The organism is Mesorhizobium sp. M6A.T.Cr.TU.016.01.1.1 (genome assembly GCF_003952585.1).
Classification (GTDB): domain Bacteria; phylum Pseudomonadota; class Alphaproteobacteria; order Rhizobiales; family Rhizobiaceae; genus Mesorhizobium; species Mesorhizobium mediterraneum.
Map to the genome: position 1 here is coordinate 3,361,428 of NZ_CP034452.1, position 22,612 is coordinate 3,384,039.

Below are 22,612 nucleotides of genomic sequence, written 5' to 3' on the forward strand. Positions count from 1 at the left end.
GGATTTCAATTGCGTTGACCACCGGTCGGATCGCGGCGCAGACGATGTGCGCCGCGAATTCGCGCCGCAGGTCTCGCACTCGTGGACATGTCGAGGTCGGCCACGGGGCACTCTTGGGGTTGGCCCGCCCAAGCCATTCGTCGGCCACGCAAGCCGACCCGGAGTGGGCATCGCAGGAAAAGGAAATCGTACCTCGAAGACGAAGCTGAAATGACGAACAACGAAATTCCTCCGGTTGGCCCTGCTGTCAACAATGACGACGAGGCCCTTGCTTCCCCGTTCGTCAAATGCCTCCTGCGGCTCATTCGTACTCAGGATTCCTTCGGCTTATGGGAAGGCCATTCGGATGCCGAGCTGCTGGCCGAGTTCATCATCACCAAGCAACAGCAACGTGCGGTACCCTTTGGCGGCGATCCCGATCCTGACGCGCTGTGGAGGCTCGACATGTTTTACACCGCCGTAGCGCTTGCGATCGAGGAGCGCTCCGGCGTGTCGACGTCGCCAATAATTGGAATGAAGCCCCTGCGGGCTTCCAGCGGTTGGGCGTTCTGTCGAGACGTCCACCGGTTCGGCTTCGAGACTTTCCGCAAACTTGCTGAGGCCGGTACGAAACTGGTCGACGATGCGACTGCAGCCATTGAAGCCTAGCCCGAGATGGAGCGCATCAACAAAACCATTGTTCCAGGAAGGATCTATGTCAGACCTAGATAAGATGAGGAAGAAAGTCCGAAAGCTCCAGTTGCGTGCAGCTATTGCCAAGATGGCATTGCAGGACCTTGTCGAGGGTCTGCCGGGCAAGTGGGCCGACATACAGGAAGTCGCCGAGAAAACCCACGCCGTTTATGCCGAGTTGGATGTTGCCAAGAGAGAACTCGCTTCAATGAAGAATTTAGGATGATGCGCACATTCACCACCCGTGACGGCTCCATTTGGATGCCGTCGTACCTGACCTCCATCGATAGCAAGACCTGCATCGGCTGCTGCCGTTGTTTCAAGGTCTGCTCGCGCGATGTCATGCATCTTCACGGCGTTGATGATGCGGGTGAAATCCTCGGCCCCTGCGATGACGAGGACGACGATTTCGACGGCAAGCTCAATCGCATGATCATGGTTGTCGATGATGCCGGCCGCTGCATCGGCTGCGGAGCCTGCGGCCGCGTCTGCCCCAAGAACTGCCAGACGCATGTTGCGGCCGACGAGCTCGCAACATGATCTGGCGAAAACCAGGAGAACGGCGTTGCACTTCATCTTTTTGTCGGCTCGTGGGGCTGGTCCTGTGCAGCAATGCGTCGATGGTTTACTTCGCTTTGGATTCGCTCCGTGTGGCAGTCGTCACGACGCTGGCCTGTTCGCTGCTGCTTCAGGCCGGCTACTTCGGCTGCGTGCTCTTTTTCGCGGACGTCGATGATCTGTAGAACTGCTCATTCGCTCCGCAGAGGGCCGGCGAATCCAATCTCTTCCTAAGCCCGTTGGCCGTAATCGAAAGACACGGGGCCGGCGAGTTCGTGCTCAGCTGCCACTGTGCTAGCAAGGGAACGGAATCCAATCCCGGAGCAGATGGCCAGAGTTGAGCGAAGACTGCGGTCGGAGCTCCTGCGCTTCCGGGTCTCCAAGGGGACGAATTTGCGAACCGAAGGGACTTTGAACCGTTGACGTGGCCGGCGTGCGGTAGGTTGGGCCAGCGACAGGGATCCCAGCCGGCCGGGAAGCACCGCCCTCTCAATGTGCGTTGACTTCGCTTCCTTTGGCGAAATGTGGGTAACGGCGAGGGCCGCACTCTTCCCGGGCCGTCGACATTCCCGCCCTTTTGGTGCGTGCGCCGTTAGGCGCGACAATTCGGTGCCCGCGTGTAACTGCGCGCATTCGCCGAAGCTTAGACGTGGTGCATTCCCGCTCGCCCGTTTGGCGGACAGTTCCGGCCGTGCTGGTTTTGCCGGCCTAACGCCCGCCGCTCGTCACTGCCACACCCCTCTCCGGCAACGGCTCGGCGCATCGCGCAAGCCGGTTTAGCGATCAGGCCAGGCCCTTCGCGAGTTCCAACGCCTGCCGTTCGAAGAGGCGGCGGTAAATGCCACCATCGAGATTGATCAGGGCGGCATGATCGCCGTCCTCCATGATGCGGCCACGGTCGAAGACGAGCAGCCGATCGAGCGAGCGGACCGTCGACAGCCGGTGTGCGATGACGAGTGTGGTTCGGCCCACCATCAACCGATCCACCGCTTGTTGAATGAGCACCTCGGATTCCGAATCGAGGCTCGATGTGGCCTCGTCCAGAATAAGGATCGGCGCGTTCGCGAGGAAGGCGCGCGCGATCGCCACGCGCTGGCGCTCGCCGCCGGAGAGCTTCAAACCCCTTTCGCCGACCAATGTCCCATAGCCCTTCGGCAGGGGCGCGATGAATTCGTGGGCACTTGCCAGTCGTGCCGCTTGCTCGATCTCGGCCTGGCTCGCGCCAGGCCGGCCATAGGCGATGTTCTCGGCAAGCGACCTGTGAAACAGGATCGGCTCCTGCTGCACGATCGCGATCTGCGAACGAAGGGACTCTTGGGTCACCTCGGAGACGTCCTGACCGTCTATCAGGATCCGGCCGCCGCTCAGGTCGTAGAGTCTCTGGATCAGCTTCACGAATGTTGTCTTGCCGGAACCGGAGGGTCCAACCAACCCAACCCTTTCGCCAGCTTCAATCGACAGCGAACATTCGCTATAGAGCGGCAGGGGATGGTTGGCGTAGCGGAAGTGGACGTTCTCGAAATCGATACGGCCGTTCGTGATCCGGATCGGCTTGGCCTCTGGACGATCGGCAACATCCACCTGCTGATTGTGGATGGCCACCAGTTCTTCCATATCATTAACCGAGTGCTGCACGTTGCGGACATGCATGCCGGCATCACGCAGATAGCCCTGCAGGACGATGAAGGACGTGAGAACATATGCTATCTCGCCCGGCGTTGCCTGTCCATGCGACCACAGAAGCAGGGCATATCCGACCACCGCCACCCTGAGCGCAACCAAAGTTACGCCTTGGGTTGAGCCGATGATCGTTCCGCGCACCCAGCTCCGGCGCGCGCGGTGCCGCCATTTCGTCATGATATTTGCAAGCCGCTCGTCTTCGCGAACCTCTGCGCCGAAGCCCTTGACCACAGCGTTGCAACTGACCGCGTCCGCAAGCGTGCCGCTGAGCCTTGTGTCCCATCGGTTGGCAAGGCTCGCCGCTGGCGCGACATAGCCGAGCGACAGCGAAATCGAAAACGCAAGGTAGACGAGAGAGCCGCAAGCAAAGATCACGCCCATGACCGGCCAGTGCCAGCCGAGCAGCACCGTCGAGCCGATCAAGATGACAAACGACGGGAGCAGCGTGACGAGTATCGTGCTGTTGAGGAGGTCGAGCGCCCACATGCCGCGCGTTATCTTGCGCACTGTCGAGCCGGCGAAGCTGTTTGCATGCCAGTCTGTTGAAAAGCGCTGCACATGATGGAACGCTTCGGTCGCGACATCGGAAATCATTTTCAACACCAAGTCGTTCAGGCCAATTAAGGCGACGTGGCGCATGGCAATGGAACCGAGTGCCAATGCAATCGGTACAGAGAATGCTACAACAGCTGCCGAAGCTGGTGCTGCCGCATTAGCAGCACGAGAAACAGCGTCGATAAGTCGGCCAGAATAGAGCGGCATCAACACGTCAGCCAGCGTGGAGGCGAGCATCGCGGTCATGATGATCGCGAGCCGGGCCGGCTGCCGGCTCCAGTGGCGGACAGTGAAGGCGAGTACTTCGCGACCAGTGGCGCCGCGTCCATGGACGGGTAAACGTTTCATAGTTTCCAAGCGGGCGCATCAACACGCTCGGTCCCAAAGACGTTAAAAGACAAAACTGGAATTTTCGACCTCCCCCATAACAGCATCAATTTTGGCGGGCAGCTCCTGCCGCCTCACGACGGTGATGTTCAAAAGTCGTGCCAACTGAGCGGGAACGTCCGAAGGACAAATTCAGCAGGTTACCGAGCCTGGAGAAAGTCAGCCGCGATTCAGTCGAATACTATTGCTTCGGCTGCCCAACTCGGGAGATTGGAAAAGAAGGTCGATGTATCGATTGAATTCTAACTTGTTCTTGCCTCGATCAAATAAGTACAGGCAATGCAGCTCTCTCAGGCCCGAGACTTAGGTGCTGATTTCAAAAGCGCGCCGCGAATACTTTCCTGCCCATATTCCGTCAATCGAATGCTCGACTGTCGGATTGTGCGCTCCCCGACACAGTGCTGTTCGGTTCGCCTCCTGGGTACCTCCCCAGTCGATTGACAACCTGAAGAAGAAGCTTCGCTCGCAAGCTGGCACGACTCTTGAAGGTACTCCAGGTGGCGGAAGGAACTCCGGCTCGGTCCCGTTGACTTCGCATGTTGCGAGGCTGGGCTGGAGCAAACTTTGCACCAATGAGAACGCAATGAAGGAGGCATCATGGAACTCCCGCGGGTGGAGTTAGACCTATTCCTCGAGATGACTGATGATATCGCTCAATCCGAACAGTTGTTCGAACGGATATCTGCGTTTGCGCTGAAGTTCGATTGCCCGTGGATTGCCTATGGCCCGCTCGCATCAAAACAGGGGGTTTTCAAGCCGAACCGAGAGGGTTCTGTGATGATGTGGAATTATCCTGCTGAATGGCAGGAGCGCTACTCGACAATGGGCTATGCCAAAATAGACCCACTCATCAAGAAAGGTCGAAAGGAGGCGGGGCCCTTTCGATGGAGCGAGGTGTATACCGATGAAAGCATAACTGAAGATGGACGCCGCGTCTTGGACGAAGCAGCAACATTCGGCTTGAGGTCAGGCGTTACCGTCCCATTACATGGCCCTGGTGACAGCTTTAGGTTTGTGAGTTTTGCTCAATCCTCGGACTGCGAATTGCAGAATAGAACGATCGCCTACCTGCAAACGGCCGCGCTGCGGTTTCATCTGATGGTTACGAAGTTCGACACTACGACTGCGTCGGAACGAGTACATAACCTGTCTCCGAGAGAAATACAGTGCATTGATTGGGTGTCGAAAGGAAAATCGTCATGGGAAATAGGAACTATTTTAGGCAGATCACGAAATACGATAGATTTCCATTTAAAAAATGTAATGCGGAAGTTGGATGCGACCAGCAGAACGGTAGCTGTTGTAAAAGCTTTGAAACTTGGGATTATCCAACCGCCGTAGGTGCGCAGCTAGTTCTCCGCCCGTAGTAGCGCGCGTGATAGCCGAGACGCTCCGGCGTGCGCTCGCTCTTCGAAGCACCCAGCGCCTCGTCCATCTCGGCCTCGAGCACCTCCTGCATCACGGCGCGAATCACCTCGTGCAATCCATCCGGGTTCGAAAGCAAAATGTCGTTGACGCTGCTATGGCGGATTTATCTTCAGGCTTGGTCCTGGTGGCGATGCTGAGTTCGCTTCGCTGAGATTGGGCGGTCATGACAGGGTGGTGTTCAATGTCACCGATTCCTGGAAGAAACTACCATCCGTATTAAGCGACTGACGATGAGTGATGTGTGTCCAAAATCTGACAGCCGTCAGAAAACATGTCGGGTTCAATACAGCGGAGCGTCTTAGCCCTGTCGGGCTTTTCGAAGCCTATCTCGCAGTAACTGCGCGCCAGGCGCACTAGCTCGGCCTTTGCTGGTCGATGTGCGGCAATATAGTGTGAGGGCTGACCCGCATGAGAACACGGAACTCGCTCGATGAAGGATGATCGACGGCATCCAGAAAGCTTCTCTCCGGCGGGTTCGAGGGTGCTGCGCGCGCATCTCGGCGACGGGCCAGCGACCAACGGTTGAGGCTACATCTCCGGAGCGAGTGATGCCTCGAAAGATGCAATGCTGTCTCTGGTCCGACGCGCTGGAAGTTTGTGAAGGGTCGGCCCGGCAAATCGGTGAACCGGGCGGCTTAGGCTGCCAAAAAGGGTAGATGTCTGCGTTGCCTCGGTAGATCAGCAGGCGGTATCAGAAAGCCAAAGGCACACGCACACCATCGTGGCGCTTCGCAGGAAGTAGATGGGAGTAATCACCAGTGATTTTACCGGAACTTCGCTCAGCAAACACAGCCGGCAGGGTTTTGGAGATAACGACGACCACGGGATGCGTCGTAGGATGTTCATATTGTCCCCAGGACAAGTTCGCGGTCCGGCAAAGAAAAGTGTCTCATGCGAGTCATCTGGATCTTGAAGATTTCAAGCGGTGTCTGGCCCGCGTACCGACTTCCGTCGACATTGGTTTTGCGGGATACTCCGAACCTTGGCTCAATCCGGACTGTACCGAAATGGTGGAGCACGCCTTCGCCAAAGGCCATGGCATCAGGATTTTTACGACGCTGGTGGGAATGAACGGGCAGGACCTGCAGCGATTGCAAGCCTTGCGCATAGGCGTATTCGTGGTCCATGTTTTCGATGACGGCACCTACATGAACAGCCGCCTGGTCGGAGACAAGTATCGCGGTCTGGTTCGTCAACTCGTCGACGCGGACATCCCCTTGATCCGATTCGTGGCCTTGGGCGAGCCCCACCCAGATATAGCCGACATTATTCCTACCGAAGCCCTGATAAAAGCGCGGCCGGTGAGCAGTAGGGGTGGAAGCGTCGACCCTAAGATCGTTGCACCACGTCAGCCAGTGGTCGGAGCCCTAACCTGCGTGGACGCACGACAGTATCGGAATGTTCTTCTTCCAAACGGCGACGTTACCCTGTGCTCTATGGATTTTGAACGGCGTCACGTATTGGGCAACCTTTTATATGAGGGTTACTCCGCTCTGTTTGAAAAGCCAGTTTTTCGCGAAATCGTCGACCGCATGAATGGAGCAGATGGTTTTCTGCTTTGCAGGATGTGTGAATTCGCCGACCCAAACGACCGGAACTGAGTGCATGCCGGCCGAGAGGGCGTGCCTGGCAGTGCGGATGGCCCCACGACAGATGCACCTGCCCGCGACGCCATCGTGTTTTCACGTTACGCCAGTATGTTCCTGTAGGCGCGGCAGTGGGCCTCGAGCATTTCGGAGACGAGCTCATCGAAAGGTCTTCGCCTTCCAACCGAGCTTGTCGGCCTGCCTAGCTTGAGGTAACGCCGATCACAGGTCAACCATCGGTCGGATGGAAACAGTGTTAGTCGATCCCGATCAGAGCTTGATTGCTTACTCACGGCTCACCTCGTCAACGCCTTCACCCTCCCGGACGATCTCCTTTTCGACTCGCCTGAAGGCAGCAGCCCAGCTGCGGCCGGGGATGGTTGCCGTCGCGGTAGTGGACGTTCTCGAAACCGATGCGGCCCTTCGCCAGCGCGTCTCCCGGTTGCTTCCGCCTGGCCTACGAACGGGCTTTCCGTCAAGGGGGTCCACGGCGGCCCCGCCCTCTTGATCCGGCGGCTCGGGCCAGTCATCGCGCAAGAGATCGGAATCCGCATTCTTCTCAAAGAGAGCGTGGCTTTCGCTGTGTCATCGGTCATCAAATAGTTTCTTGAATCAGGTTGGTGTCCGCAGCCCGAGGTTGAACGGCGAATATTGATGACCGCCGCGAAGCCGCTCGCTCGCTACGGCGCTATTGAGGAGCGCGCTCGCGAGCGGCTTCGCTACCGCCGAGCGACACAACCTCTGGCGACGCGACCCTGCTGATCTCCTTGGACATTTGTCCGGAGGCGCTATGGGCAGCGATGGGTGGTACGTCAACTACCTGATGCCATAGTAGCGATGCTTTCGCGGAAGCTTTAGAAGCCATCCTGTTGCAGCACATTCTCCGAAAGCATCCGAATGGAGGGCAACGCAACCCAACAATATTTGATGAGGATGCCGGCATCACCAGACTAACCAAGGCTGCCTCCGGCATTCTGCTCTCAATGTTAGATGACGAACATCTACCGCGAGCAACCAGCGATTAATCGCTCTCTTCTTTGAACGACCCAAGTGCAGAGGACTCAATATGAACACCGACCCTTTCACGGCCCATGAGTCCAACGTTCGTCGCTACGGTCGGTCGTTTCCCGCCGTCTTTGCGAGGGCACTTGGGGCCACCATCTGGGACGAGACCGGTAACGCATACATCGACTTCCTCGTTGGGTCCGGGGCGCTCAATTACGGGCACAACAATCCGGATATCATGGCGCCGGCGATTGAATATCTCGTCGGTGAGAACATTCTTCTGTCGCTTGATATGCATACGGCGGCAAAGCGTGACTTCATTGAAGGGTTCGTCGATTGGATCCTGAAACCCAGAGGCCTTTCATACAAGATTCAGTTTCCTGGGCCGACCGGCACGAACGCCAACGAAGCGGCTCTGGCGCTGGCGCGAAAATACACCGGCCGCTCGAGCGTCATGGCCTTTACGAATGCGTTCCACGGCATGTCGCTCGGCTCTCTAGCGGTGTCGGGCTCGGCCTCAACCAGGGAACTGGGAGGCGTCGCTCGCCACGATGTGATCCGTGTTCCCTATGACGGCTATCCGAGCCAAGCTTTCGATTCCGCCAGTTACATCGACAGCGTTTTGAGCGACCCGGGGAGCGGCATAGAAAAGCCTGCCGCAATCATTCTGGAGACCATCCAGGCCGAAGGCGGCATGAACGCCGCATCCGCAGCTTGGCTCACGGAAATTCAGCGCATTTGCCGTACTCACGGCATTGTTTTTATCGTCGACGATATTCAGGCGGGTGCGGGCCGAACTGGCGATTTCTTCTCATTCGAGTCCGCGAAAATCGAACCGGATATTGTGTGTCTTTCCAAGTCACTAAGCGGTTCAGGTAGTCCGCTGTCCATCGTTCTGATTCGACCCGACTTGGACATATGGAAGCCCGGAGAACATAGCGGGACCTTCAGAGGCAACAATTTCGCCTTCGTGACGGCAGGAGCCATGTGCAAGATGTGGTCGGATAGGAAATTTACTGCAGGTGTCGAGCGGACAGCCGTCAGGCTGCAAACGCACCTCGATCGCCTGGTTGCGAAATTTCCAAGATACATCGAACAGAAGCGCGGCCGCGGTCTGATGGCCGGCCTGAAATGCCGTTCACCGGCAGTTGTCGGCCGCGTGCACGATGTCGCATTCGAAAATGGCCTTCTTATCGAATCCTCGGGGCCAAATCGCGACGTTATCAAAGTCCTCCCACCGATAACCATCACCGATGCCGAACTCGATCGTGGCATCACCATCCTTGAACACGCACTACAGGAGCAAGACAATGCCTAGTCAGATGTCTCAAGTGCCAGCCATCTCGCCGGTTTCGATCAAAGAACGGACCGGCTCGATCAACACTGCGGAAATCATCTCGGTCCTGAAAGGTGAGCTCACCGCTCTGCACATCAAGCAAGCTTTCAGCACCGAAGTAGCCGAGGAGATCACTACGAACTTTATTGGAAGCTCCGGTCTCAGAGAGCGTAAAGATGGTGTGCCCGGACAATATGTCGGCGCATCTCACTACAGAAAGGATGCAGCCACCTATTTCGCAGACGCCGAAAACGCGCGGCCGTACGTCGATGCCCTTTTTAAGAATTTGGTTGACCCGGTTCGAGCGGTATTCGGGGCGTTGAAGCGAGAGCTTCACAACCAGGGCATCGAATTGCGGCTGGCGCGTTCCGAACACGGCCAGGCCAATGTTTGTCGCGGCCTCAGTTGGTCGGGCACAGGCACGTTTTCCTTGGATCCCCACGACGACGTCGCTCAAGTCTTACGTGCTGGCGATGATTACGAGCTTTCTGCGGTGGCGCACAATACGGTCGCAGCGCTCAACCTCTATCCCAGCATGCCTGAGGAAGGCGGCAATCTGAAGCTCTGGAGCCACAAGCCGACGGTTGCGGACCGGATATCGCAAGGTGTGGAGACCACTGGATACCCCTATTCGGCAGCCTATCTGGAGGCCGTCCCTTGCCGCGAGTTCGAGCTCAAAACTGGGGATATCGCCCTAATCGATGGCGGCTTCGTTCACGGGGTTACCGGTCAATCAGGCAACGGAAAGCGTCGCGTGCTGCTGAATTGCTTTTTCGGATTTGCGCGGCCTGATCTTGTGCTCTGGTGGACCTGAGATGGATATCGAAGCGACTGACCGGGAGTTGTGCGGCACACTCTTTAAATCCTCAGCGAGATTGCCAGTATAATCATTGTGCAGCCTGGCTCTAGCGCCTGGCCTGAGGCTGGAGGCGTTGCCGGTAATTTTTCGAAGCCGCGTCGCGATCAGCTCACGAGAGACTTCGCCTGTAATATCGCGATCAGATTGAACGCACGTCAATCAAACAATGCTAAAGGAAGTGAAATGAGCACGTAAAGTGCATTCAACTGCGGCGGTCTCATTCGCCTCCATATCATTGACCTTCTCCTGACCGCTGCTTTACTTAAAAGCCGATTCGCCTCGGCTACTTGGCCGGGAGCGCAACTCTCGAGGTGATCAACGGTGCTGGTGGCCGGCGTCGGGTGGTTGTCGGTGACAAACCACGGATCATCGCAAAGGATATGGAGCCAGATGCAAGCATTTCCCTGACGTCCGCCGTTGAGCTGACCGGGGAACCTCTTCTGGACCGCCGCGGGGCGACGCAGTCGTGGATCCGGCCGAGACGAATTTTGGTTGCTCTTTATGACGCGATGTCCGGTAGGCCAGCCCTCGTAGTAGAAGCCGCGAAGCAAGGCTGGCAGTTGTGCTCCGATCTAGACGCTCGTCGCGATCCACAGGCAGTCGCTGAGGGCGTGCAACGTCGCAATCAGGGCTTCGTAGACCAGCTCACGATTATGCCAGAGCTGCGGGCGATTACCGGACCAAGGTCGCCTACCCGGCCTCGCCGCGCTCGATGCCCTCGACCCGGCTACTGGGCAAAAGGTTATCCGGCGATTGCTCAGAGATGGCGGCGCAATTGGCTTCCTGCCCGAAGCGGCCGCGGTCACTTTCCCAATGGCCACGCCGCAATGAAGCTGTTTATCTGGTTCTCAACCACGCTGCCGAGGAATGGAAACGCGCCCCGCACAATTGATCGAGGCTAGATGTTTGATCCCAGGCTCACATGACGATGCTGAGCGAAGGCAGGTCGCCGCCTATGCTGGTCTCGCCGCATCGCCATGGCAGAGTGGTACTATTGATCGTGAGCAGGGCGTCTCAAAAGTGGGCAATCCGCGGCTGCGAACGACGATGGTCCAGCTTGCTGGCTATGGCCGCGCGCCAACCAGATGCGATGCTGGCCCGCTGGTTTAACGAACGGGTCGCGCGTAATGGCAGGCGGCTCAAGAAGGCAGCGATCGTGGCGCTCGCCCGCAAACTCCTGGTCGCGCTCTGGAAGTAAGTTACGACAGGCGCCGTCATCGAAGGGGCGTCGTCATGAATCCTGCCCTGACTGACGATATGTGCCACCCAATTCTACCAATCCTCAGGACCTGATCAGTCTTGACGGATCCGGGTGAACCACAATCCAAATCAAGGGCCGCAATGACGGCTTTTGCCGCTTGTTCGGCGAGAAGCGATCTAGAAGACGAAGCACCGTTCAAAGCAAGTCTATCTCGCTTTGAGATGACAATAATATGGAAACTGCATTTGACGGAAGGCCGCTGGGCGGCCGATCAGATTGATTGAACAAGTTCGGCCGTGTGCGTACTCGTAGCGGACCGCGGCCGTCAAATGTGTTGCAACTTATTGAGGAAAAAAATGGCCACCAAATGTTCAGCGATTCCTCTGACGGGTTTCCCGTTCCCGAGATCAGAGTACGAGCGTCGGCAGCATGAGGTTCTCGAAGCAGTGGCGAGCGCCAGGTTAGATGCCCTTGTGGTGAGCGCTCACGGGCATCTTCGGTATCTCAGCGGATATGATGGAAGTGGTGGATACTTCGCGCCATTTCCGTTGATCGTGGTGCCGGGTCGACCGCCCACGTATGTCATTCGAGAATACGACGAGCAGGCAGTTCGCGCGTATAGTTGTGTTAACGAGATCGTTACTTATACCCAGCAACACGATTTTGGTAAGGTTTGTGCCGAAGTCCTTCGTCGGCATGGACTGCAGAGCAAGCGAGTCGGTTTTGAGCTTGGCTGCTGGAGCCTTGCACCGGCCGATGTGGGTGCACTTCAGGCGCAGCTTCCCGAGTTGAAGATTTGCGACGCGACTCGGCTGGTCTCTTCGGTTGCTGCGGTCAAAAGTGGGTTAGAGCTAGAGTTTATGCGCGACGCTATGCGCATGACTGACGTGGCAGTACGAACCTTCCAGAACTCGCTGCGTGAGGGCGTTACCGAATTGGAAATGGCGGCGGCAATGGCGGCGGCAATCGAGGCGGAGGCCAGCAAAGCTGGTGGTGAAGTTTCAATGACTCCCTCTAACATTCTGTTCGGGGAACGAACGAAGTTACCGCACGGCGCCCCGACCCAGCATCGGATAAAGAAGAACGAGCCCGCCTTCTTGGAAGTCGGCGCATCGAAGCACGGGTATATGGTAGGACTGGTCCGGTGCGCAGTGCTTGGCAGGCATGCCGAGACCGAATCTCTGCACGGATTGGCCGAAGATGTCATTGAGGCCCTAGTCGCAGCGGTCAAGCCGGGTGCCTCCGCGGGTGCGGTGGACGCTGCCGGCCGCGAGGTGCTCAAGCGCTCGGGGCGGCAGGGCGCGTTCCGCCAACGGAGCGGATACCAGACCGGGATTAACTGGACTGAACGCGGTGACCTGAGCTTGGAACCAGGCGCGGAGGACATCCTCAAAACAGGCATGACATTGCACATGCCAAATATTTTGTGCAGCGAAAGCGGCTACTTGTTTGGAACCGGCGCTCACGTCTTGGTGACAGAACGTGGCGCGGAAATACTGAGCCGCACACCACATACGCTCTATCGAGCATAGTCACGTTAGCAAGTGCAATGACCGGGCCGGCCGATAATAAGACTTGGTGCGAGTTCAATCAACAGAGCGGCTGGTCCGGCGCCGTCAGCCCTTTCCGAACGCAATCGAAGGAGCTTGGTATATGAGATCACGAACTCCCCGTTCACTTGGAATTCTAAGCCTTGACTATGGGTTCCCGCCTGGCGCTATTGCGCCCACGCCGGAGCCCGGGTGTATGCTGAATCCGGCGACCTACCATTTCCCGATCATCACCGAGACGATAGAGGGAGCCTGGGCGGAAACCGTCATCAGAGGCGATCCAACCCTTGAGCCAGCCTGCATAGCAGCTGCCAAGACCTTAGTTGAACGAGGCGCGATCGTAATAAGCGCAGACTGCGGTTTTTTTATCCGGCACCAGGCGGCCGTTGCTGTGGCGGTGAATGTCCCTGTGGTGCTCTCAAGCCTGCTCCTGGTGCCGGCGCTGCTCCGAGAGGTGCCTCGCGGTTCCAAGCTCGCCGTCGTGACCGCCGACTCAAATAACTGCAGCGAAGATTTGCTCGGGGTCGACGACCCCACCGACCGGGCGAGGGTGGTTGTCGGCGGGATCGAGGGCGGCAAGCTGCTGCGAAACGAGCTCGTGCGGCCGCCAATCCCGACCGACATCGCCGATATCGAGCAAGAGGTCGGTGCCTGCATCGCTCGACTCCGTGCAGCGCATCCCGAGATCTCTGCGATCCTGTTCGAATGCACGGCATTCCCCGTGGTAACGGCGGCGATCCGACATGGTACGGGGCTACCCATCTACGATATCACGAATCTCTGCCGGCTCACCCTTTCGTCTGTCGCTGGAGGCGTTCCATAGCTCGGCCTCTGGAGAAAGCGACGTCTCTTTTGCTGCCGAGACGTCCAACAGCAGCAGTCCTTGGTAGGAACACATTTACTCCGCATTTCGTACCGTCGTGACCAGGAATGGGGCCGGCGTCGGAGGAAGCAGGATAATGGAATAGCTCAAGTAGCGGCGGCGCAGATCGCGTTCGTTTATGCGGTGGGAGGCTTTTGCGGGAGGGGTGTCATCCGGACGCGAGATTCCACACGGAAGAAAAGCAGCCGTTCCGTCAGCGAAGTTCATGTGGCGAAAGGACATTTGGCATCGTCCGGACGTCGCGCCCAGCCTGCGCACTTCGGGGATCGACAGGCAGCCCCGCGTTTTGCGCCACGCTTGGCGGCCGGATGCACGGAGCCCCATACCCATCGTCGCGTAGAACAAGCCGCTCTTCAATCTTGCGGCTGCCCCAGATCGCCAAAGAATACCCTACCATTCAGATCGCCCCGTTAGCCCAGTTTGGGCATCGTGGCCATAAGGACATGTTCCCGATGCAGGTATCGTAGGAAGACCCGCAGGATGCTGGCGAGACTAATCATCGCGGTGCGGCCGAAATGACAGGGCCTGTGTCGTGATGAAGGCCGTCACCACCGGCAAAGTAAGCGACTTCGGATCACAACCTATGGGACCGAGATGCCGCTCAACGACGCGTAGGTAATGCCGGTAAATGCGCGATGGAGCTTTGCCGCAACCCTCGCTCATCGCGGAGATAATCGAAGAACCCGGGAACTTGTATCGCAAATGGATCGGGCAGCGAAGGTCTACTGCGATCGTCCCCTGTCGCCTCGTGCATCAGCCAATCGATTGGGATGACGATTTGACAGCCAGTCTGCGATGAATGATTCGAAGAGCCTTTCCGCTTGTTCGATAGGTTCGACATTCTGGCCGGCAGTGAATGCCGCGAACTTCACGAGGACGGGAACACGACGATAGATGCTTCGAGGCGTATAGGCACGTTCGCACAGAGCCTTCACATACTTGCTCGATGCGGCCCGAGGCAGCAATCCAATCCGATCGACAGTTTTTGGTTGGACGAAAAAAGCGTTCCAACATGGCAACCTCCATGCTGAATTAGGAACAGTTGGAGGGTATGCTGCCACAGCAATCAGGTCGTCTCATCACAGATACTTATGCCCGCCGGGGCATATAACCGCTCGGGACACAAAAGTGCGATTACGATGCCCAGGCACGTAATCGAGCACGATCGCTCTGGTGACGCCGCCGAAGAAGGCGAGCGCTCGCACCTGGCCCTCGATCTAGTCCGGCAGCTTCTGGCTGGAGCTGGCAAAGGCGAAGGTAAGATCGGACGCGCCCAGCACCGCGACAAAATCTGCACCGGGTAAATGACGCCGGTCGCCGTATCGATCATCGGCACCGTGTGCCCGGCATAGTCCGTGTACATCACCGCGCCCGCCGCATGCCGATTGCGGAATGTCCCGCTCGTCCGGCGCTCGAAAGCGGCGAAGTGCTCGCAGAACCAGGTATAGCCGTAGCCGCCGGGATGGGCGGCGCGATACCTGCCACAACAGCGTCAGCGTCACCCCCTTGCGCTTCAGCTCCCTGGCGATCAGCGCAAAGTCCGGTTCGCTCAGGTCTTGCGGCGGACGACCGGCACGGCCAAACAGCAGCCGCTCAAGTGTCGCGTCGTCGTGGCCCGGCGGCAGAGGCCAGCATGACAGCCCGGCCTCCCGCGCCCTAGCAAATAGGTCGATACTGTCGTCTTGCTGATCTTCAGCCGTTCCGACACTTCACGCACCGAAAGACCCTGCTCATGGGTCAGGCGCAAGATCGCGTATATGGCCCTCACGCTCGTTCGTCTCGCTTGCTTCCGTCTCGGCATGGCCCCTCGGAACATCATCGTGGGAGGCCAACGCGCCACGACCTTCGCTGTGCCGCATTCGATGCCATCTGGGTTTGGTAAAGGCTTGCCAGCTGGAACGGTGAGCTGGGGCCAAAAGGAATTGGATTGCTCGGTTAAACCGTGAACGGGTTCAGTATGGTATGAACCGGGACCATTCCAACTCCTATGAACCGACGAACCTTGAAAAGAGTCCTATTTTTCTCGGGAACCGCCCTGGGTTTTCTTGAAAAAGGTATGGTGCGCAGAATCCTGATACGATCAAGGGATGATCGCGAGGCAACTTGGAGAAGCCTCCAGCTGCCCCTCGGCAATTTTTCGATGAGCAAAGGCACACTTGAACGGCGATCGACTCGAACTCTGAGGTAGCATAATCCCAGGTTAGTTCGCTACCAGAAGAGATCTGCTTGATGGCCACGAAGTCGTAGGCTCCGAAGCGGTTAGGCACAATCGCTAAATTTGGGTCACAAGAATGGTTAGTGAGCGAAGCCGGCTCTTGAAATAACGCATGAACATTCCAGTCCAATTGAATGGAGTATGTCGTCCGAATCGTCTCGATACGATCGAGTAAGCCAATTATGACAATTTCCCCTGGCAGGAAACTCTGGGCGGCGAATACGCCGCGTCCCTTTTCGCTGCCTGTGTCGAGCACTGTGACGTTGCGGGCGTTCAGTTGTCGTGCACAGGCGAGATCGTCAGTTAAAATGGATAAGCTTTTGTTTATTTGTGGACTTGACACAGCCAGTTCCTTTCTTTCGATGGCACAGGATTGCGGGCGCGCAGCTGCGCTTGCAGCGACACAAGGAGGCCTTTCCCGTTTGCGGAGCTTCATTCCCCGCTACTCACTCGGCAGTACAGCTGCCTGACCTCGAACGTATCAAACGTCGTGCCAATTTGACTGGAACGCTAAGAGACAAATTTGTGAGTGGTTTCAGCTATTTGACTCGAGAAAATAGCTAATAAGCTTGCGGCGCAGAACCGACAAAACATACGAGAAGTCGATGCTGCGGGGTCCTGCAACGCCAAGAGAGGGCACGAAACGATTCGTCAGCGTCCGATGTGCTTGGGCGGTTAAACGTATGCCGCGGCTACGCTGTGCGCTCTACAGTTTGTCCGATCAGGTGATTTAGGTCGGGGTCACCAAGCAGCCCGCGAGCACGCCGTTAGTAGTGAGTGAGCGGCGTCGGTGGCATGAGTGCTTTCCGACATTTGGTGTTGATGCCAACCCATTTCGGAGGACCACCCTTGACCGATGACATGATGAACCTGCGCATGCTCGTGGAGAACGTCCCCGGATACCGACCTCCTTCGCGAAAATGGCTTTCCCCCGAGTGGCGATGGAGCTGGAGGTGGGGGCCAGAAGGCGCTGGTCCGGCTCGCTCAACGCAGCTACGGGATTGGGAGAGGGAGCGGGGAACCTACTGAGCATTCCCAAGCTCAGGGTATGCTTCTTACTTCCCAGGTTTTCTCGACCAGCGCCCATGGCCGAAATGGCGCTCACCGCCGTCATCCAGGAAGCCTATGTGCAGGGCATCTCGACGCGTTGCTCGACGACCGATCAAGGCGATTGTCCGTACCTGTGAATCGGTGCCACTTACCTTTCCGCCGCTGTGGCCAGATATTCTCGCCGCCGTGGCCATCAATGCTGACGGCGGGCGCTACGTCCTGCGCCTGGAGATCGGCTCGGCTGAGGCCAAGCTATCTGGGCCGAGTTCCTGCGCAAGACAGCTTGCAGCCTGCGGGGCGACAAATCGTAAGCTCCGATGGGCAAGAACACTCAACGCAGCCGTTACCAAGATGCTGTGCGCGACATAGCAACGCTGCCGGGTCCGCTTTATGAGGAACGCACTTGCTGCGCCGCAGGTTTTTCTCAGCCTTCACCATTCGACAGGATTCGCAGAGGCAACGCGGGTACAATGGCGCGAAGTCGCCGACCAGATCCAACCAAAGTGCCGAAGCTGGCGACAATCAGGGACGACGTTCAGCCCGAGGTGGCTGCCCTTACATGAGCTTCCGGAAAGAACATCGCGCCAAGTCCCACTCGACGAATCCGATCGGGCATCTGAACGGCGAGGTTAGCGGCGTACCAGTCGGAATCTTTCCAAACGACGATGCCATCGTGCGGCGTCGTCGCCGCAATCCTGCTGAGCACAACAATAAGGTGGGCAGTGCAGCGGCAAGATATATGGCCTTTGGAAACGGTCAGCCAAATGAGCGGTGATCCCCTGATCAGCCCGGCCCCTGCCGGAGAGCACGGCGACTAGATGTTGAGCCTCAACAGGTTTCCCTTTCCGGACCGAGTCTGCTGATGGGCGTATTTGCTTTGAGGCTACCATGAGGCCTGTGCCAATAGTAGCGGTGGAGCCAAAGCCGGAGATCTGCGGCGGGTTGGTCTGAGGTGTCGTAGGCCTTGGCATATCGCATAGCAGTCTGAATGAGGCGCTCGACCTTGCCTTTCTTTGGAGTTCAGGACTGCAGTTCGTGCTGGCACTCAAGCGCGCAAAATAGGCCCGCCGCGGCACCCGCAACCCTTCGCTCTCGTTTAGGGTCCTTCTCTTCGTTTTGGTCCTTCGGACGCGGTCCGCCTGGACGGCGGCCTTCCGGTCGCAACTCGCCGCCCCCCCGCTTCAGTCCCACTTCCGGGCAAGCCGTGATTGTCGGCAGAAACAGAAGGTTGTGTGCGTCAAGTTCTTGTGTGGATGCCAGCCATTTTGCAAGGAAGAACCTGAAGCATTGGACGTGTGATCGAGTGCGGTCATGTGTCAGGCCTTGATTTGCGGTCGTTCCATGTGCCGCGGGCCGGTATGGTGATGCGCGGATCAGGTCCAAATCAGCAAAGCGAGCTTGCGTGGGCTCTCAACTTGACTCTGGTTTTCCTGACCCCGATCTGATCGATCATTTGCCCCTGCAGTTCATGCCTTCCTCACATCTCCGACGTCCCGGTCTCAGGTGCGTTGTTGCAAATCACGCAGGCGCCGTCGCCGGATTCCGGTAGTCCTCCTGTTTCGTCAGCATGGCCCAGATGCCACGCGCCATCTTGTTGGCCAGCGCGATTGCCACCAGCATGCGCAGTCAAGCGGGCAAGCTAGGAACCGTCGGGCGCGCGCCTCCGAGACGCCCATCGAACCACAGCCATGGACGCCGATGATGAGCAACCGCCGAATATCTCGCTGGCCCATCTTCGATACCTTCCCTAATCGTTGCTTGCCGCCGCTCGAGTTCTGCCGAGGGACCAGCCCGAGCCAGGCGGCGAAATCGCGACCGCACTTGAAAGCCTCCATCGCGCGGCGCAAAGGTTTCAATGGCAAGGGCAGCGATAGGGCCGACACCGGGCATGGCTTGCAACCGCCGAGATGTTGCAGCTTGCTTGGACAGCGTGTCCATCGTCTTCTTCAATGCCGCGAGCCGGCTGCTGAACTGGTCGATTTGGTCAAGGAGAGCGCTGCAGATGTCGCGGACCAGATCCGGCAGGTCTGCGCTCTCGTCCTCGACGATCTCTGCCAGACGTGGCAGGTGGCCGATGCCTTGCGGAGCAACATAACCGAACTCATAGAGCTGCGCGCGCAGCGCATTCACCAATTCGGTTCGCTGATTCACGAACTGCTCTCTGGTGCGAAACACGATAGCCCGGGACTGCTGCTCCTTGGTCTTCGGTTCGACAAAGCGCATTGTCGGTCGTTGCGCTGCTTCGACGATCGCCTCCGCATCTGCGACGTCGTTCTTCTGCCGCTTGACGAACGCTTTGACATAGGCCGGGGCAATCAGTCTTGGCTCATGGCCAAGTCGAGCCATCTGACGGACCCAGTAGTGCGAGCTGCCGCACGCTTCCATCGCCACGACACATGCCGATTGACTCGCCATGAACTTGCAAAACTGCAGGCGCGACAGCTTCTTGCGGAACACAACCGATCCATCAGCTGCCGCCTCGTGCAGCTGAAAGACGTTCTTTGCCAGATCGACCCCAACCTTTTGCATGGATGCCTGCCTCTTCTTTGCGTGGCGCTAACACCACAAACTTTGGCACATTGCGATGCCGTCGGAGAAGGCTGGCATCCGCCCCATCAGCAAAAAGGGGCGGCCATGGTGCTGGTCATGCGGCTTGGCGCAGAGCGAGCTTCTTGTGCTCGCGCAGGTCGTCCATGTTGATGTAGCGCCTTGGCCTCCATCCAGCTTTCGTTGGTTTCGACGGCCAGCGCCCTGACGAGGCGCAGGCAGCTCTGTGAGTTTGGAAAGATGCGCACGACATAGGTGCGCCGTCGGATTTCCTCGTTGAGCCGTTCAAGCATGTTGGTGCTCTTGAGATGCTTGTGGTGCTGGTGTGGCAGACGAAAGAAGGTCAGCGTGTACTCGATGGTCTCCTCCACCCATGTCGTCAGTCGTGGGTAGCGGGCCGACCATTTGGAAAGCCATGCGGCGAGATCGGCCTTGGCCTCGGCGAGATCGCGCCGGTCGTAGCGCCAGCGCAGTTCGTGCAGGCAATCGTCGCCATGCTTTCTCGGCAGGTGATCGAGCGCGTTCCTGGGGAAGTGTACGTAGCAGCGCTGCCATGCCGCTTCCGGGATCACCTCGCCGATCGCCGCGACCAGGCCGGCATGATCGTCTGACACGACAAACTCGACGCCCTTGAGGCGGCGCGCCTTCAAGCCCGACGAGAAAGTCCCTCCAGGCCGAGCGGCTCTCGCGATTGGCCATCTCCACGGCCAGGATCTGCAGCCTTCCGTCCCAGCCGATGCCAACCGGCGATCAGCACCGCCTGGCTCATGACGATGCCGGTTTCGCGCACCTTCTCGTAGCGAGCATCAAAGGTAGGCAAGAAGCTCTTGAAGCGGGCGCTCGGCAAACGCTTTCAGGCTCTCGTCCAGGCGTTTGTTGATGGCCGAGATTTAGCGGAGGCGGCGCCCGGCGCGAGGCTCTGCCAGGGGGTCACAGACGCATCTTCGCGCGGCTGGAGCCCGGCACCTTCAATTTCGGGCGCTGTGGCAAGACCCCTGCGCCCTTTTGGAGGATTAGGTGTTCAAGGGCCGCCAGTTCGAATAGTTAATGATCCTGCTTGCGTGCGCTGGTACCTGTCCTACAATCTCAGCCCTGCGTGATCTTGAGAAGATGATGGCCGAGCGGGGGGATCGCCGTCGACCACACGACCATTCACCGCCGGACGATTTCGTTTCCCACCGCTAACGCTGGAGAGCATTTCAACCGGCGCAAGCGTAGCGTGGGGAAGTGGCATGTCGACGAGACGTACATCAAGGTCCGCGGCCCCCGCCCTCTGCCAAGCGGTTCTTCAGAAAAGCGCCGGCACGTCATGGCCGGCCCGACCGCGTCGTGATCGATGGTAGCCAGACCAACCACGAGGCTATCCTTTTCTGTGACATCACAAATCGCTTGCAGGATCGTTCCCGGCGTCGGCTGAAGCCGATCCGCAAGAGTAAATATCTAGATAGCCGGATCGAACAGGACCATCGGCGCAAGCACCGCAGCCGATCAATGCTCAGCTTCAAATCAAACTGCCGCGATTATCCTAAACGGCATCGAAATGGTTCGCTTAATGCGTACGCAACACGCGAGGGTCGCCTTCCCGTTCCCAATTCCGCAGCTCGGAAACAGCTCATCGAAGTTCTACACCCAGAATACAACTACCACGTTTGGCAGGTTCGTTGCTGTCGGTTCTTAAGTAAGAGAGTGACGGCACTTTCGGAGACAGGCGCCGTAAACGGAGATGGAGATGCGAGATGCGACGCAATGATGAAATGAAGCTGGGACTGTATCTCGCTCGGGCGGGATATCACGGAGGTGCATGGCGCGATCCGAGCGTGCCAGCGGATGGCGGAGTCGATATCGATCAATATGCTCGTCTGGCAGCACTCGCCGAAGATGCGGCGTTTCATTTCGTATTTCTCGCCGATCACCAAGGCATAATATGTGATCATACGGCCATCGCTCGTGAAAGCGGTAGCGATGATTTCGAGCCAATTACGCTGTTGTCGGCGCTTTCATCCAGAACACAGGACATCGGCCTTGTCGCGACGGCGACCACGACGTACTACCAACCCTATCATCTCGCGCGTATGTTCGCGTCACTTGACCACTTATCCCGGGGACGGGCGGCATGGAACATTGTCACGTCGGTGAGTGATCTTGAAGCGCAAAATTTTGGTGAAAAGGAACTTCCAGATCATGACACACGCTACGCTCGAGCGAGGGAATTCGTGGAGGTTGCCAAAGGTCTTTGGGACACGTGGCAAGACGGCGCTTTCATTCACGACAGGCAAAGCGGAATCTACGCCGATACTGCGAAGCTGCATTTGCTTGACCACCGAGGGAACCACTTTTCAGTCAGAGGCCCACTGAACATCGGGAGGCCGCCGCAAGGCTATCCCGTGTTGGTTCAGGCTGGCGCATCCCATACCGGAATTGCGTTCGCTGCAGAAGTTGGCGAGGTCGTGTTCACGGCCGAACCGTCTTTAGAGAACGGCAAACAATACTACAGAGATCTCAAAGAGAAAGCGCGCGCACTTGGGCGGGAGGATGATCAGCTGCTAGTCATGCCGGGCATTGTCCCGATCGTTGGGAGGACCAAGCAAGAAGCGTCTGAGAAGCTCCAAAAACTACAATCGCTTACGCACATCGACGTTCTAATTGGGAATGCCCATCTTTGGCTCGGGTCTGTTGTCGACCTGAGGTCAATAGATCTCGACTCATTAGTCCCCGAGGCTTTACCGCAGACGAATTTCATCCAAAGTCGTCAGAAACTGCTCCTCGACTTGGCCGCTCGCCGGAAATTCACTTGGAGACAACTAATCCGGTCGGTATCGGACAGCCTTGGCCATCTAATGGTCGTTGGAACGCCAGACGAAATTGCAGGCACCATGGTCGATGTATTTGATCAGTATGCGGCCGACGGATTCAATGTATTGCCGGCGACCGCTCCTAGCGGGCTCAAGGAATTTATTGAGCTCGTCGTTCCCGAATTGCGCCAACGAGGAAAATTCAGGTCCAAATACACCGGACAAACGCTAAGAGAGAACCTCGGGCTCAGACGGCCAGCCAATCGGTTCACGCGGGCCGATTTAAGAGGCCGTTTGTAAAATCTGAA

At 57.8% G+C, this 22,612-nt stretch carries 13 protein-coding genes and 7 pseudogenes; 13 read left to right on the forward strand and 7 right to left on the reverse strand.

The genetic code is table 11. From position 1 onward, the window contains the following. The first annotated feature begins 210 nt into the window (after positions 1–210). The 4 genes from EJ075_RS16205 to EJ075_RS16220 are packed head-to-tail and all read left to right on the forward strand — an operon-like array spanning position 211 to position 1,415. Positions 211–648, forward strand: a complete 438-nt coding sequence (locus tag EJ075_RS16205) for a DUF269 domain-containing protein (protein WP_126104992.1) — start codon at positions 211–213, stop codon at positions 646–648. A gap of 46 nt (positions 649–694) precedes the next feature. Then, complete coding sequence (locus tag EJ075_RS16210) at positions 695–898, forward strand: CCE_0567 family metalloprotein (protein WP_029356497.1); 204 nt, start codon at positions 695–697, stop codon at positions 896–898. After that, entirely contained in the window at positions 895–1,212 is a 318-nt protein-coding gene (gene fdxB, locus EJ075_RS16215) for a ferredoxin III, nif-specific (RefSeq protein ID WP_174800308.1), read from the forward strand. Before EJ075_RS16210 ends, fdxB begins: the two co-directional genes overlap by 4 nt. Continuing rightward, positions 1,209–1,415, forward strand: coding sequence for an exopolysaccharide production repressor protein (locus EJ075_RS16220; RefSeq protein WP_095489408.1), 207 nt, complete (start codon positions 1,209–1,211; stop codon positions 1,413–1,415). Before fdxB ends, EJ075_RS16220 begins: the two co-directional genes overlap by 4 nt. 598 nt (positions 1,416–2,013) lie before the next feature. Here the strand turns inward: EJ075_RS16220 and EJ075_RS16225 are convergent. Beyond that, the gene (locus EJ075_RS16225) at positions 2,014–3,813 is read right to left on the reverse strand and encodes an ABC transporter ATP-binding protein (protein WP_126107350.1); all 1,800 of its coding nucleotides are present in this window, start codon (positions 3,811–3,813) and stop codon (positions 2,014–2,016) included. A 636-nt stretch (positions 3,814–4,449) separates the two neighbouring features. On the opposite strand from EJ075_RS16225, the gene EJ075_RS16230 reads away from it, so the two are divergent. Beyond that, on the forward strand, positions 4,450–5,193 hold the full coding sequence (locus EJ075_RS16230; protein ID WP_126104993.1) for a LuxR family transcriptional regulator: 744 nt from the start codon (positions 4,450–4,452) through the stop codon (positions 5,191–5,193). Positions 5,194–5,209: 16 nt separating this feature from the next. Here the strand turns inward: EJ075_RS16230 and EJ075_RS16235 are convergent. Then, positions 5,210–5,445 (reverse strand): annotated as a pseudogene (locus EJ075_RS16235) (transposase); the annotation flags it as partial. 719 nt (positions 5,446–6,164) lie between these two features. Between EJ075_RS16235 and EJ075_RS16240 the strand changes: the two are divergent. The 6 genes and pseudogenes from EJ075_RS16240 to EJ075_RS33145 all read left to right on the forward strand — a co-directional run bounded on the left by EJ075_RS16240 (position 6,165) and on the right by EJ075_RS33145 (position 13,640). Next, positions 6,165–6,881, forward strand: a complete 717-nt coding sequence (locus EJ075_RS16240) for an SPASM domain-containing protein (RefSeq protein WP_245458170.1) — start codon at positions 6,165–6,167, stop codon at positions 6,879–6,881. Positions 6,882–7,932: 1,051 nt separating this feature from the next. Then, positions 7,933–9,189, forward strand: coding sequence for a diaminobutyrate--2-oxoglutarate transaminase (gene ectB / locus EJ075_RS16245; RefSeq protein ID WP_126104995.1), 1,257 nt, complete (start codon positions 7,933–7,935; stop codon positions 9,187–9,189). Then, positions 9,182–10,021 carry a hypothetical protein gene (locus tag EJ075_RS16250; protein ID WP_126104996.1) on the forward strand — a complete coding sequence of 280 codons (840 nt, stop codon included), beginning with the start codon at positions 9,182–9,184 and terminating at the stop codon, positions 10,019–10,021. The genes ectB and EJ075_RS16250 overlap by 8 nt, the downstream gene beginning before the upstream one ends. A gap of 981 nt (positions 10,022–11,002) precedes the next feature. Continuing rightward, positions 11,003–11,264, forward strand: a pseudogene (locus tag EJ075_RS16255) (transposase); the annotation flags it as partial. A 359-nt stretch (positions 11,265–11,623) separates the two neighbouring features. After that, the gene (locus EJ075_RS16260) at positions 11,624–12,799 is read left to right on the forward strand and encodes a Xaa-Pro peptidase family protein (protein WP_126104997.1); all 1,176 of its coding nucleotides are present in this window, start codon (positions 11,624–11,626) and stop codon (positions 12,797–12,799) included. Positions 12,800–13,013: 214 nt separating this feature from the next. Beyond that, positions 13,014–13,640 (forward strand): hypothetical protein, encoded by a 627-nt coding sequence (locus EJ075_RS33145; RefSeq protein ID WP_348627375.1) that lies wholly within the window; start codon positions 13,014–13,016, stop codon positions 13,638–13,640. Between the two features lie 1,214 nt (positions 13,641–14,854). Here the strand turns inward: EJ075_RS33145 and EJ075_RS16275 are convergent. From EJ075_RS16275 to EJ075_RS16300, 5 genes and pseudogenes are all read right to left on the reverse strand, one after another. Next, positions 14,855–15,501 (reverse strand): annotated as a pseudogene (locus EJ075_RS16275) (helix-turn-helix domain-containing protein); the annotation flags it as partial. A 184-nt stretch (positions 15,502–15,685) separates the two neighbouring features. Further along, the gene (locus EJ075_RS16280; RefSeq protein WP_126104998.1) at positions 15,686–16,351 is read right to left on the reverse strand and encodes an SET domain-containing protein-lysine N-methyltransferase; all 666 of its coding nucleotides are present in this window, start codon (positions 16,349–16,351) and stop codon (positions 15,686–15,688) included. 1,428 nt (positions 16,352–17,779) lie between these two features. Next, positions 17,780–17,985, reverse strand: a pseudogene (locus EJ075_RS16290) (IS481 family transposase); the annotation flags it as partial. A gap of 498 nt (positions 17,986–18,483) precedes the next feature. Continuing rightward, positions 18,484–19,494 (reverse strand): annotated as a pseudogene (locus tag EJ075_RS16295) (IS110 family transposase). 115 nt (positions 19,495–19,609) lie between these two features. Next, positions 19,610–20,416: pseudogene (locus EJ075_RS16300) on the reverse strand (IS256 family transposase); the annotation flags it as partial. A gap of 143 nt (positions 20,417–20,559) precedes the next feature. On the opposite strand from EJ075_RS16300, the pseudogene EJ075_RS16305 reads away from it, so the two are divergent. Beyond that, positions 20,560–21,190, forward strand: a pseudogene (locus tag EJ075_RS16305) (DDE-type integrase/transposase/recombinase). Between the two features lie 58 nt (positions 21,191–21,248). Next, positions 21,249–22,604, forward strand: a complete 1,356-nt coding sequence (locus EJ075_RS16310; RefSeq protein WP_126104999.1) for an LLM class flavin-dependent oxidoreductase — start codon at positions 21,249–21,251, stop codon at positions 22,602–22,604. Positions 22,605–22,612: the final 8 nt, after the last annotated feature.